We start from the raw sequence: 13,543 nt of genomic DNA on the forward strand, positions 1-13,543 counted from the left end.
CATTTTTACTACAGTGAAATTTAATCAGCCAACAAGATCGTTTTTGAATTCAGCTTCCTGGTTGATGGATAAGGCATGATCATTTTCGTTTTGATCGGATACGGGTTGTTTGCGGAACCAATTAGCGAGCGAAGAACCGGTGAGGTTCTGCAAGGGACCAAATATAGCAGAGGCAAGGCCAAGCGTAGCTACCTTTCCCATTTTTAATGCGATACCTGTGGCTACGCCGCCATTCTGCATTCCTACCTCAAATGCAAGGGTGCGACGATCTTTTTCGGGTAAGCCGAATATTTTGGCTGTAAAATATCCGATACCAAAACCCGAAACATTATGTATCAGGCAGGTAATAATTAACAGGCCGCCGATCTGCAAGAGATTATCTCTGCCGGCAGCAGTAATAACCAGGGTATTTATCACAATACCAACCATCGCAACAAAAGAAAGCCCTTGTTCTATCACTGACCTGCTGATATGACGGGCGCGTTTTAAAAGCATGGCTGTTGCCATCGGTAAGAAGTAGAACCACCACATGGATGTTGCAAAAGAAATCAGTAATTCAGTTACCGATTCATTCAGTACCCACATCATGATGAGATTGGTAAATAAAATGATGCCTGCAAAAGCACTTAGTTGTATAATCTTTGTTTTTTTATCTTCATTCGAAAAGTAAAACATGTTAAATATAAAACCTGCTACTACTGGTATGATGATCATATTCGTAATATCAATCATCATGTGAGCAACATTTACCTCTACATACTGCCCACCAAAAAATTTCATTAAAAAAGGTGTTATAAAAGGAGCCAGTATGGTGGAGCAGGCGCCTATTGTAACCGCCAGGGGAAGATTTGCTTTTGCCAGATATGACATTACATTGGAAGCCATAGCACTGGGTACACAGCCTATGAGGATAATACCACCAGCCACCTCGGGTGGAAAATTAAACATCCTGGATAATAAAAATCCAATCAATGGCATCACTGTATAATGACAACATATAGCTATCAATACTCCTTTAGGCATTCTGGCCACTCCTTTGAAGTCATCAAAACTCATATGGGCCCCCATTCCAAACATGGTCAGCTGCACAAAAGGAACGATCACTTTCTTCAGTTCAAAACCACCTACCGTAATAAATGCCGATGGATAAAATAAGGCACAAACAACCGCCACTAATATCCAGATGGTGTAAGAAAACCCTTTTAGCTGCGGGAACCCCAAAAAACCAATCGCAGTGAGTGTCAGTGCGGTTATGAATAAAGAACCTGACAGTATATTACCTATGAAATAAAGTAAAGTTGCGCCTAATAAAATCAAGCCCGCAAACAATAATAATCCGCTAAATATTTTCTTACTATCCATGTAATATTACTTTTTGTTGAATTCCTAAGGAGTATGAATTGACTATTATTTATTTTTACTAGACTTCCGGGTATTCATTGCAGAGTAAATATCTTTTTGGTTCATCTTCTACAATTTCAGGATACCGTGTTCCATAGTTTCCCAGAAATACATTATCATAAAGATCATCGCAAACGCTGGACACTTCAACACTTAAGGTATAGCCGATCCCGTCTATTTTATAACCGGTACCTTCTTCTCCCCAGAATTGATGGATAGTTCCCGGTGGTATACATAAGCTCATACCGGGTTTTAACCTGATAATTCCTCCCGGTGTTTGTTTTACAGTACAACCATCTACCTGTATCGTGAACAGTTCCGGTGATGGATTTCCATCCTTGTCGGCTTTGGTAAGCTGTACGAGGATATTGCCGCCTGCCCGGCATATAATATCTTCCCGCTTATTGCGATGGAAATGTGCTGGCGCGCGCTGTCCTTCAGGATCAATTAATAATTTTTCGGCGTATTCTTTTGGGTAATTAGCATGATTTTTATTTCCATTCCGTAAAGTGAATAATACCCTGCCAATATTTTTAAAGTCATTACTGCCGAAGTCTGTAACATCCCATCCCAACATGCAATCCTTTATTTCGGCGTAGGCTTCTCTTTTTATATGGCTCCATTCTTCAGGTTTCCAGGCTGCAAAATCCGGCATACTAACACCAAAGTGTTTAATCACTTCTTTTGCGGTATCGATGCTGCTATTTATGATAGATCGTTTAAACTGCATAGTATCTTTCTTATTATCCATTAATTATTGATTCCTGCTGATAATAACTTTTCGTTCTTATCAGCAGGAAAAATTTATTTCATATAGTTTTTCTGATTGCCAATTGCTTCGGTATTCATCAACGGTCTGTTGTACACCCTGAGCATCGTTACCTGGCCCTGAGGCTGAAGTTGTCCTTTCGCCAGCTGACCGGTTTCAATGTTAAGGAAACGGAAATCATCCATTTTTACTGTGTATCGCCCCCAACCATATTGCCTGAAATCTCTTCCATTACAAACAGTACCATCTACCACAAACTGGATGATTTTTGGTCCGTTATCAACGATTATCGTAACGCCATGTTCACCGTATGCAGGAATAAGACCTGGGTCGGAATTCCATTTACTGGAATCAGTGCCATCTTTCAGTATAATTTCAACTGACCCATATTCAGCGGTTTTAACTTCTACAGATTTTCCATTGTTTTTAGAAGAAAAGATAGTTTGACCTGGTTGCAGATCTCCCAGTCTCAACCTGAAATCGAGCGTGAACCCGGGCTGGTAATTGCTCTCCGGAACTGTTACGGTGCTTTTGGAGGCCAGGTCTGCTTGTTTCCATTCCTGTATTAAATTTTTGGAAGCAACTGTATTGATTTGGAATTGCGACCAAAGCTTGTTTAAAAAATCTACCGGAACTTCGTGGCTTCTTGCTTCTTCTTTGTTTGTTTCAGTAATCCAGTATTTTCCTCCCTGTTCAATCAGATCCGGATAGCTCATTCGCTTTTCGACCTCATCTTCATAAAAAAGTATTTCGGGCTGACTCCAGATAATTTTACCATTTTTTTCTATCCCGCCACTCACCCACGCCGGGTTCCGGGAGGTAAAATTCCAACTTCCATTATTGTGGTACCAGAACAGGTATTTCCCATTTTTACATTTCCAGATCCTGGGACATGCTCTGGGGTTTTTAAGTTCAATACCATTTAAATATTGCGGCACTTGTGGTAAAGTCCATGTCTTACCTCCATCGTGTGAATAGGATTCAGCAGGGTGGCCAGATATAGTACGTTCCATACAATAAAGCGTACCATTATTCAATTGAAATATATTTTGCTCTTCGTTAACAGGTCCCAACTTCTCGTTCTTTAACCCTTGTTCATTTCCGGGGAGTAATGACCATTTTAATTTATCCGGATTTCTTTCTGTATTGATGTTATCGCACCTGAAAAACCAACCTTCGCAATTATCAATTAAGTATTTACCCATTCTTGTAAACGCGAACATCATTCCTCCATCAACGTCTACCGGTTTTCCGATACCCCACAGGATCTGCACTTCGCCCTTCCAGTCATTATTAAGATCCAGTTTTGTTTTCGGAATATTTAAGCGATACCGTTTCGACCAGGTTTTACCTTCATCATCTGAGTATTTGTAGCAATACCAGCCCAGCATATCTTCCCGGATATTTTTCTGACCATTCAGCTCATGAATTTTATCGCCGTTGTAATCGTAGAATACATATACCCGGCCATACCTGGTGAGGTAAGGCATAGCCCATGAAGCGGATTCGCTCCCGGGATTTTCTATTGCCACTGTTTTTGTCCATGTTTTACCCTGATCTTCCGTAACTGTGCTGACAATGTGCTGGCCACCTGTACCCTCGGCGGTTGCGCCGGTTGTGAAAACGCATAACCATTTTCCGTTTTTAAGCACCACTGCATAGGGTTGATCGCAATAACCATTTGTTGAAATTGAATGACCATTTTTTACATTTCTCCAATCCGCCGATTGAGCGAGCAACTGATCCACGCCTGAAAAGCTGATGGCAAGAAAAATTGCCGGGATCATTAAAAGTTTTATTGTTCTCATCATTTTCAATAAGTTTTCTTGAGAATTGAATTGACCTTACCTTTTACCTGACTGGTAGTTACTAATACATTCGGAGGTAGTGAGATAGCGGTTGTAAATACTTAACTTCTTAATTTTTCCATTGAATACTGAAGCGAGTGCCACTTTTTTTCCGCTATTGATATCTACTAACTGGTTACTGAATCTTGTCCAGCCAAATTCCCTGTCTTTCCCGCCATCACACAACTTTCCATCTACTGCCACTGTTATTATATCCGGTGATCCATCCACCACAAATGCCACGTGGTGTAATTTATCCTTGACCAGTAACCCGGGATCAGTATCCCAGTTTTGAGTATGTGTTCCATCGCTTATCTGAAGGTTCAATGTACGTTTGTCCGTTACCGTTATAGACATACCTTTCCCATTTTCTCGGCTATCAAAAACTATCTGACCGGGGTTTAAATCTTTAAAGGTGATCCAGAGGTCGATAGTGATCCCGCCATTCCGTAGATCGGGTAAATCCGGTAAGGCATATTTTTGGGGTTTCCTGATATTTGATTGTTGGAAAATAATTCCGTCTTTAATGGCTGCTTTAGCATTGGCCTGATTCCACATGCCATCCAATAAGGCGTTATTAACGGGATGTACGCGGGCTTTTGTTTTTTGCGTTTCGCTCATCCAGAATTTTCCATCCTGTTCCACCATGTCCGGATAACTCATTCCATTAACGCTTAAATCATCATTGTAGAGGAGTATTTCGGGTTGCGACCAATAGATCAAGCCATTTTTTTCGACTCCGCCACTTATCCATACCGGGTTTCTATTCTTGTAGGAGGTACTGCCATTATTATGAAACCAGAAAAGATATTTACCATTGCTGCATTTAAAAACCATTGGACATGCCCGTGGGTTTTTCAGCAGCTGTGACCCGCCAGGCGTATAAGTGGCGGCAACGGGCATTGTCCAGCTTTTGCCCCCGTCATGACTATAGGAATGGGCCGCAAATCCTAATGATGTACGGTTCATGCAGTAAAGGCCTCCATTGTTAAGCGGTACTGCATTAAACTCCTCCTGAACGGACCCATAGTCCGGATTACGGATGCCGGTATCTCCCGAAGGAAGTAAATCCCATTGTAGCTTCCGGGCATCTTTTTCGGTTTGAATATTACTGGATTTATAGAACCATCCTTCGCCCACTTCTTGAACGTACTTTCCCAGCCGTGTAAATGCAAATATCATATCGTTGCCCACATTGTTCGGCTTATCGATACCCCAGAAAAGCTGTACGTCTCCTTTAAAATCATTGTTAAAATCTACAGGTGCTTTGGGCATTGGTAGGCGGTATCGGTCTGACCAGGTTTGTCCGTTGTCATCTGTATATTTATAACAATACCAGCCTAATTCAGAATTATGACTGATTGGTTTGCCGTTCATTGTATTCACCTTATCTCCATTGTAGTCATAAAAAACATACACTCTCCCAAACTGTGTCAGATAAGGAATCGCCCAGGAAGCAGAAGGCCCCTTACTGGATTCGATGGGTACGGGTACTGACCAGGATTTCCCCTGATCAGCACTTACCATAGAAACAATATGCTGCCCCACTGCACTTTCTTTGCCGGCGCCTGTTGTAAAAGCACAAAGCCACCGGCCATCGTTCAACACGACCATATAGGGTTGATCGATATAACCATTTTCATAGATTGAATAGCCATTCGCAATGTTTCTTATGTCCGAAGACTGGGCCTGCGTTCGTGTATTAAAAATTGAAACCAGCGCAGGAATACAAAATGCTAGTACGAAATATTTCTTCATTACTTATATTTTTGAATGCTGCTTATCATCCATTCCAATCAGGAACATTCATTTAATGGATGATATTTACAACAATCCCTGTGATAAAAGGAAGGTATCTACATCATTACTAGTACCCGGGATTCTGTGGTAATAAATTGGGGTCCTGATCAACGTCTGACTGTGGCACAGGCAGTAGTAGTTTTCCGATGTAAGTAGGCCGTACTTCATTTATCATTCCCGTTCTGAGGAGATCATACCATCTCTTACCTTCAAAACAAAGTTCGTAGAGCCTTTCTTTTTGAATGGCTTTAGCAACATCTGCGGGAGCAGTAACGGTGAGGTCGGATAAACCGGCTCTTTTCCGGATTTGATTCACCAAAGGGATCGCTTCATTTGCCTTATCCAGCTTTACCAAAGCTTCTGCGCGCATGAGAATAACATCCGCGAGGCGATACAACAGCCAGTTGGAATCACTGTAACGTGTTGTGCCTACCTGTACTACAGTACCCTGGTATTTGGCAACATAATATTGCCCGATAAACTCATTATCAAAATATGCGGTAGGATCAGGAACACGCAGGAAACTGACACTCGCACGGATATCTCCCGTTTCGTAATTGTTTGTGATTAATTTGGTGGGCATTACATTTCCGTCGCCGGCAAATGCGCGGACCTTGTTGTAGCCCCTGGGAAGGAAGTTTACAGTAAGACCATTTGTTTCTCCTTTTGTATAATCATAGCTCATGGCCATGATAATTTCCTTAGCATCTTTTTGTGTGTATAAAGTGCCGTAATCAGGCCCGTTTACCAATGCATAGTTTGGGTTGTTGATCACTTCCTGTGCTTTTGCAGCGGCATTTTCAAAATCGGTTGCTGCGGCAAAAGACTGGTATCCACGTGTGAGGTATACATTGCTCAGTAATGCCTGTGCTGCCCCTTTCGTAGCGCGGATACGTGTTTTGATGGACGTTGCCTGTTGGAGTGGCAGCAGGCTTTCTGCATTTTTTAAATCGTCGATAATTTGCGCATATACTTGTTCGGTGGGGTTCCTGGAAACGTTCATGGAATCACTGACAATAGTATATGGTTTTGTTATGATGGGAACATTCCCCCAGTTTTGTGTGAGAATAAAATAAAAATAAGCTCTTAAAAAATAAGCTTCTCCCAATATCCTGTTTTTATCGGCTTCTGCAATTGTCATTGGCGGAACATACGCTAATACATTATTGGCCCTTGAAATGCCACCATAAAATCCCGACCAGCCCGCAATTCCATCTGTAGGAGAAATCTGGTTCTGCTGGATCTGAAGAAATCCGGGGCTCACTGAATTATAACCATATTGATCCGGTGTAATTACTTCATCGGCCCGCAGGGTTAAATTGAAGAGCGTAGCACCAGCTAAACTTTGCAGTTGGTTATATACAGCGGTTACGCCCGCCTCCGCATCTGCCTGGGTATTCCAGAAATTGGATTTTGTGAGATCGCTTAAAGGCACCTGTTCTGTAACCTTGCTGCAGGAATATAAACCTGCAATGGAAATAGTGACCAGTATTATATTTTTTATTTTCATGGTTGACGATGTTTAAATTAGAATTTTACATTAATACCAAATAAGAAGGAACGTACCTGTGGGTAAGTGCCCATATCTACACCCATTGTTCTCACATTGCCGGATTTCAGGTTTACTTCAGGGTCAAATCCTTTATACTTTGTAAATGTTAACAGGTTATGAGAGGTGAAGTATAAGCGCACACCTGACAACTTAAGTTTAGACATAAGTTGAGCGGGGAAATTATATCCTAATGAAACATCTTTGATACGTAAGTAGCTGCCATCTTCAAGCCAGGCGCTGGAGAACTGATTATCCATCTGATCTGATATTGCCCAGGCTTTATGTGTCTTGGTTATCTGACCAGGTTCTCCCCATGCATCCAGCATATCAGTAGTAGGTGCATTGTAAATGAATCCTCTGTCAGAAGCAAACCTTGTTTGGTTAAAAATGGTATTACCATGTACAAACTGAAGGAATACATTCAGATCAAAATTCTTATAGGTAAGCTGGTTGTTAAAACCTCCGGTGAAATCAGGGAATGGACTACCGATCATTTGCCTGTCGTAGGAATCAATTTTGCCATCTGGTACGCCCTTGGGGCCGGAATAATCTTCATATCTGAAAGTGCCGCCGAGTGGTTTTATTCCCTGTATAGTTGTTACATCTTTTTGGGCTATTTCATCGGAGGCGTAAATTTCGCCGGTCCATTTGTAGCCATAGAACATCCCGATAGGGTTGCCTTCCTGGGTAATGAAGCTACTGTTGGGAGCGAAATACTCTCCGTTACTATATGCATTGATCAGTGGTGTATGTTTCGGCAGTTCTACGACGTTATTGCGATTGAACGAAATATTAAAGCTACTGGTCCAGCTGAAATCTTTGGCGGCGATGATATCGCTGCTGATGCCGAGTTCAATTCCCTTGTTGTCGATCTGGCCCAGGTTCTGCGTAGTACTGCTGAATCCTGTGGTAGAAGGTAGCGGAACATTAAAGAGGAGTCCGGAAGTATGTTTTTTATAGACATCCGCGGTGAGTCGTAGCCTGCTTTTAAGTACTTCCAGGTCCAGTCCTACATTGTATTGGCTGGTAGTTTCCCACGTGAGGTTGTTAACAGGAATACTTCCTGACCTGATGCCCGGATCGCCACCATAATTGGCACCGGTAATATAAGTTCCCTGCCACAGGTAATCCCCGATGCTCTGGTTTCCGGTTTTACCGGCACTGGCGCGTAGCTTCAGGCTTTGAACGAAAGCTATATTCTGAAAGAACGGTTCTTCAGAAATCCGCCATCCCACAGACGCAGCGGGGAATACAGCGTATTTATTGTTGGTACCAAAGCGGGAAGACCCATCTCTCCGCATATTGAAACTGGCCAGGTATTTATCTTTTAAGACATAATTAATACGTCCAAAGAGCGATGAAATACCCCAGGCGGTTTTATAGCTGTATACCTGATCTTTTTGTGCACTGGCATTCAGCGTAGTGATGATATCAGTAGATCCGAGGCTTCCGGCTTCGCTGATATTGTAGGTTTTACTTTCCTGTGCACTATAGCCGATAAGTGCTGTGAGATTATGGATTTCATTAAAAACATTCGTGTAGGTAAGTGTATTTTCATTCAACCAGGTCGAATTTTCCGATACGGTGGCAGATGCAGGTCTGTTTGTGCCGCCCAACAGGAAAGAAGGCGTGAATTTTTCTCCGTTCTGCGAATAGTAATCAATCGCCAGGTTTGTTTTGAATGTAAGGTTTTTGATAATGTCGTATTCTAAATACGTACTTCCCATCACCTTTGTGCCATAACTGGTATTGGTAGCTTCCAGTGCCTGTCCTACCGGGTTGGATCTTTCACGGACAGAATAGGTTCCATCCGGGTTGTACACCGGTTCTATTGGTTTTCTACGCATGGCATTTCCCAGTACGGAGTTCGCATCATCTCCTTCAGAAAGTGCTTTCCAGTTTTGCCTGCTACCCATAATGGAAGCGCCGATCCTTGTTTTTTTGGATGCTTTTAAATCAAAATTGAAGGAGGCATTTAATCGTTTGTATCCTGAATTGATGATGACACCATCCTGATTGAAATGATTGAGTGCAAAAGCAAATTTCAGATCTTTCTGACCGCCACGGATGGAAAGATCCGCGTTCTGAACAGCAGCGGTTCTGAAAATTTCATCCTGCCAGTTTGTTTGATACCCCGCCAGGTAATCCAGTGAGTCAATTGGCCTGATGAAGTTCGTCGCAGTGTTTACCCGGTTGTAATTCTTAATACCTTTTTGAATGTACTCATAGTATTGTTCTGAGTTCATCATCGGTATTCTATGTGCCACTTCCTGAACGCCGTAATAAGCACTGGCTTCATATACAGGCTTGCCACCGGTACCTCTCTTGGTGGTAATAATGACAACGCCGTTTGCAGCCCTGGCACCGTAAATAGCGGATGCAGACGCATCTTTGAGTACTTCCAGCGATGCTATGTCATTGGGATTGAAAGAGGTGATATTTGAGGTCGGAATTCCATCTACTACGTATAATGGATCATTACCGGAATTCAATGAAGTATTCCCTCTTATATTTACGGTAACTCCTCCACCAGGCGTACCTGAGTTAGTAATCACCTGCACACCGGCAGCTCGTCCGTTTAGTAAAGATGCTACATTCGCAACCGGTAGATTTTTAAACTCTTCCGGTTTTACCTGACTGATAGAGCCTGTCAGGTCCCTTTTCTTCTGGGTGCCATAACCTACCACCACTACCTGATCTAATGCGCTGTATCCAGCCACCAGGAGTACGTTGATCACATTCCGGTTATTAACGTTAATATTTTGAGCATCATAACCGATATAGGAAAAAATTAGTTTGGCATTCCCTGCTGTCTCCAGCGCATAATTACCTTCCAAATCAGTGGTTGTGCCTATATTAGTTCCTTCTATACGCACTGAAACGCCGGCTATGGCTCCATTGGCGTCTGATACTTTCCCCTTTACCCTGACGGATTGTGCAGATAATTGTGTTGGTAATATTCCCAAAAGAATTATGCCAGCTACTAAAAAGCACCTGATACTTACAGGCAACCGTTTAATAGATCTTATGCACATGTTTTTTTTCATAACTATTGGTTTAATTGAATGCTAAAATTGTTTACTGAATATTGATGGTGTTGTGGAATTTATATACCGGTTTGAATGGCAACAGATGTCCGGACCCTGCTACAACAGGACCTTGACAATGCATGACAGTCATTTATTGGGGCGCTACAGGGAAGTGATATCCCGGATATTTACGGTATCGTTATGGAACTATTTCTTTGCATAACAGTGAAATTTTTTGGTAGTGTATTCATAAAGTGGTGCATGGGTGATTCTGGTATTGATTCTTAGATAATTGACTATAAATTGGTTGCGCAACGTTCCATGCTTTTTTCATTATTTTGGTATCAAAACGTGTTGAGTATCTAATTATCCGGATCCTGGTTGTTAATTTAATCGGTTGATTTGCTGGTAATTTTTTTTGAAAAATGTATTTAAGTGAACAGGGTAATTATGTTCCTTAACCATAGTCTGTGAACGATTTACCGGGAGATATTATATCTTTCATGATAACTGGTTTTAGTTAAAGTGAATCATAAAACTATCTCATGTCGGGTTCCTATTCTAATCAAAAACGACCAAAATGTAGTGCTAAATTGCCCCTGTCTGCTGATTTTGTAAAATTAAACCGATGGGCTCTCCGCTCATGCTTCTTATGGCAATAATTTATAATGGAAATATTCCTGCAACAGTTATCCTTAAGTGGTAATTTGGGGTACAATTTATTTTTACCGGACAGGAAATTTTTGTATTTTTTGTAATTTAGTATACTATATAAAAACTATATCTTCTTTTACATAACCGCTAAATCCCTTCATTTAAGGTCATTTTTTCATTAATAAATTAAGCGATGATGAAGCCAATACTCATGCGTCATGTAGAAGCAACCAATGAATCATTTAAGATCTGGAACAATGCAAATCCATACCTGCACAACCCATGGCATTACCATCCTGAATGTGAAATACATGCTATTGAAGAAGGCAAAGGAATATTATTTATAGGGGATAAAGTAACCGCTTATGAAAAAAATGATTTAATCATGATCGGCCCAAACCTTCCCCATGAATGGAGAAGTAGTATCATAGAAACACCCGATTTTTTTTCCAGGAGTACTGCTATTCATTTCAAAAATGATTTTCCAGGCAACGATTTTTATAAAATACCGGAAGCTAAAATTATTCATGAAATATTGGAAAGATCTAAGCGGGGAATAAAAATAAATAACAAAAGTGTGCAGAAGAAAGTGAAGGAGAAAATGACTAAAATATTCCAGGCAACCGGTATAGAACGAATTAGCCTGCTGTTTTCCATTTTAGAAATGATGGCAACATCTTCCCAACAGGAATGCCTTTCCAGCCAAAGCTTTATCGATTCCATTGATGAAGGGAAGGACCAGAAGATGAACACTATATATAAGTATGTAATGGCGCATTTTAAAGAGCCTATTAGAATAGACCAGTTAGCTTCCGAAATGTGCCTGACAAAATCCGCATTTTGCAGGTTTTTTAAGAAGCGGACTAATAAATCCTTTGTACAATACGTAAACGGGATAAGGATAGGTTATGCCTGTAAATTATTATATACAGAGTCTTACAATATTTCAGAAGCTGCTTACGAAAGTGGATTTGAAAATATCTCCAACTTTAATAAACAGTTTATGAAGATTATGAAAAAAACGCCCAGAGAAGTATTAGCTCAATTCGCAAAGGAAAGAATATAGATTTTATCTGGTGCTGGTATCTCTATTTTTAATTTTTCAGGCAGTAGTGAAACTACTGCACCAATCCCCCATTCAATCTTCCCAGTTCCGTTTCTGCGAGCTTGGTATTATATCTTGCCTGAATCAGTCTGTAGTTGGATTCTTCAAGGCTTTGTTGCGCTTCTTTTACTTCGATAGTAGTAGACACGCCCTGTTTGAAACGCTCCAGTGCTACCATCATATTTTCTTTTGCCAGCTCATTGTTTTCTTCTTCCAGTTCCAATGCTTTTTTATAGTATTCATAATCTTTAAAAGCATTGTTGAGGGAAAGATCTACCTGTGATTTTACGTTGTCCAGTGTGATGTTCTGATAGTCAAAATCAATCCTGGCATTTTGTACCTGCCGCTTTACATTGAACCCGTTGAAAATGGGGATGGCAGCGGTGAGGCCGTAGTTTACTACTCCGTTGCGGCTGAAGCGCGGACTGAAATTATTCGATGCCGCATTAGAAGTATTACGGGTATAGTTGTATGCAGAATTAAAAGATATTACCGGGAAGTAATCAGCACGACGTTCTTTAATTGCCAGGGCGGATACCGCTACATTTTGTTGCTGTACTTTGATCGTAGCGTTATTATGAACGATGTTATCCTGCAATGCAGCAAAGGACAAATTTTTATTTAATGGTATGGAGTCCTGCACGTCATAACCGGTAGCACCGGGAGGAACAGCCATCAGCTGGTTGAGCAGCGCCTTGCTTTGTTCTATGATAGTGAGCTGCCGGAGGTGCAATGCCTTTTGTGCATTCAGGTCTACCTTGGATTGCAGCAGGTCTGTTTTAGGACCCAGCCCGGTGGTGAATTTGGCATCGGAGAGCTTTACTCTTTCTTCAGAAATAGACATCTGCTCCATGATGGCTATCAGCTGTTGTTTTTCCTGTACAATATTGTAGTAGCCGCCAATGATGGTGGCGATAGAATTTTGTACCTGGTCTTTGGTTGCGAGTTCGCCGAGGTCGCGGATGGCGCTTAGTTTATCACGGGTAGCAAACATCCTCATACCGTCAAACAATGTCCAGCTGAGTGTTACGTTTGCATTGATGTTGTTGCCTTTGATGCCGCTGGTATCGCGTTTGGTGCCGTTGGCAAATTCCTGTTTGGTAGCAGTACGGTTCCAGGTGGTACCGACGTTACTATTTAGCCGTGGGGCAAACGCGAAGTTCGCATAGGCGTAATCGTTAGCCGACAGTTCTGCTGTATTTCTTGCCAGCCGGATGTCAAAATTATTTTTGAGTGCTACATCTATCGCCTGTTCCAGCGTTAGTACCTTTTGCTGTGCCTGCACAGCAATGGTACTAACCAACAGTATTACGATGAATAAACAGCTCTTTATTATATATCTCTTCATAAAATATATTCCTTAATAATCATCACTTAAAAATCCGG

The 13,543-nt window shown here is 41.4% G+C and carries 8 protein-coding genes; 1 reads left to right on the forward strand and 7 read right to left on the reverse strand.

Annotation, left to right across the window (positions count from 1 at the left end):
• Positions 1-24 precede the first annotated feature (24 nt).
• The 6 genes from ABQ275_RS25835 to ABQ275_RS25860 form a co-directional block, all read right to left on the reverse strand.
• A complete protein-coding gene (locus tag ABQ275_RS25835; RefSeq protein WP_349316041.1) occupies positions 25-1,362 on the reverse strand; it encodes a bile acid:sodium symporter family protein in 1,338 nt (445 codons plus the stop codon).
• Positions 1,363-1,420: 58 nt separating this feature from the next.
• Complete coding sequence (locus tag ABQ275_RS25840) at positions 1,421-2,131, reverse strand: D-lyxose/D-mannose family sugar isomerase (protein ID WP_349316042.1); 711 nt, start codon at positions 2,129-2,131, stop codon at positions 1,421-1,423.
• A gap of 74 nt (positions 2,132-2,205) precedes the next feature.
• Complete coding sequence (locus ABQ275_RS25845) at positions 2,206-3,981, reverse strand: sialidase family protein (RefSeq protein WP_349316043.1); 1,776 nt, start codon at positions 3,979-3,981, stop codon at positions 2,206-2,208.
• 33 nt (positions 3,982-4,014) lie between these two features.
• Positions 4,015-5,775, reverse strand: coding sequence for a sialidase family protein (locus tag ABQ275_RS25850; protein ID WP_349316044.1), 1,761 nt, complete (start codon positions 5,773-5,775; stop codon positions 4,015-4,017).
• 109 nt (positions 5,776-5,884) lie between these two features.
• The gene (locus ABQ275_RS25855) at positions 5,885-7,327 is read right to left on the reverse strand and encodes a RagB/SusD family nutrient uptake outer membrane protein (RefSeq protein WP_349316045.1); all 1,443 of its coding nucleotides are present in this window, start codon (positions 7,325-7,327) and stop codon (positions 5,885-5,887) included.
• Between the two features lie 17 nt (positions 7,328-7,344).
• Positions 7,345-10,335, reverse strand: coding sequence for a TonB-dependent receptor (locus ABQ275_RS25860; protein WP_349316046.1), 2,991 nt, complete (start codon positions 10,333-10,335; stop codon positions 7,345-7,347).
• Between the two features lie 910 nt (positions 10,336-11,245).
• Here ABQ275_RS25860 and ABQ275_RS25865 point away from each other — a divergent pair.
• On the forward strand, positions 11,246-12,118 hold the full coding sequence (locus ABQ275_RS25865) for an AraC family transcriptional regulator (RefSeq protein ID WP_349316047.1): 873 nt from the start codon (positions 11,246-11,248) through the stop codon (positions 12,116-12,118).
• 52 nt (positions 12,119-12,170) lie between these two features.
• Here the strand turns inward: ABQ275_RS25865 and ABQ275_RS25870 are convergent, their stop codons facing one another.
• Positions 12,171-13,505 (reverse strand): TolC family protein, encoded by a 1,335-nt coding sequence (locus ABQ275_RS25870; protein WP_349316048.1) that lies wholly within the window; start codon positions 13,503-13,505, stop codon positions 12,171-12,173.
• Positions 13,506-13,543 lie beyond the last annotated feature (38 nt).

This window comes from Chitinophaga sp. MM2321 (genome assembly GCF_964033635.1).
Lineage (GTDB): Bacteria > Bacteroidota > Bacteroidia > Chitinophagales > Chitinophagaceae > Chitinophaga.

Excerpts from the sequence above, each read along its gene's own strand:
- ABQ275_RS25835 (WP_349316041.1), bottom strand. The coding sequence starts at position 1,362 with ATGGATAGTAAGAAAATATTTAGCGGATTATTATTGTTTGCGGGCTTG.
- ABQ275_RS25840 (WP_349316042.1), bottom strand. The coding sequence starts at position 2,131 with ATGCAGTTTAAACGATCTATCATAAATAGCAGCATCGATACCGCAAAA.
- ABQ275_RS25845 (WP_349316043.1), bottom strand. The coding sequence starts at position 3,981 with ATGATGAGAACAATAAAACTTTTAATGATCCCGGCAATTTTTCTTGCC.
- ABQ275_RS25850 (WP_349316044.1), bottom strand. The coding sequence starts at position 5,775 with ATGAAGAAATATTTCGTACTAGCATTTTGTATTCCTGCGCTGGTTTCA.
- ABQ275_RS25855 (WP_349316045.1), bottom strand. The coding sequence starts at position 7,327 with ATGAAAATAAAAAATATAATACTGGTCACTATTTCCATTGCAGGTTTA.
- ABQ275_RS25865 (WP_349316047.1), top strand. The coding sequence starts at position 11,246 with ATGATGAAGCCAATACTCATGCGTCATGTAGAAGCAACCAATGAATCA.
- ABQ275_RS25870 (WP_349316048.1), bottom strand. The coding sequence starts at position 13,505 with ATGAAGAGATATATAATAAAGAGCTGTTTATTCATCGTAATACTGTTG.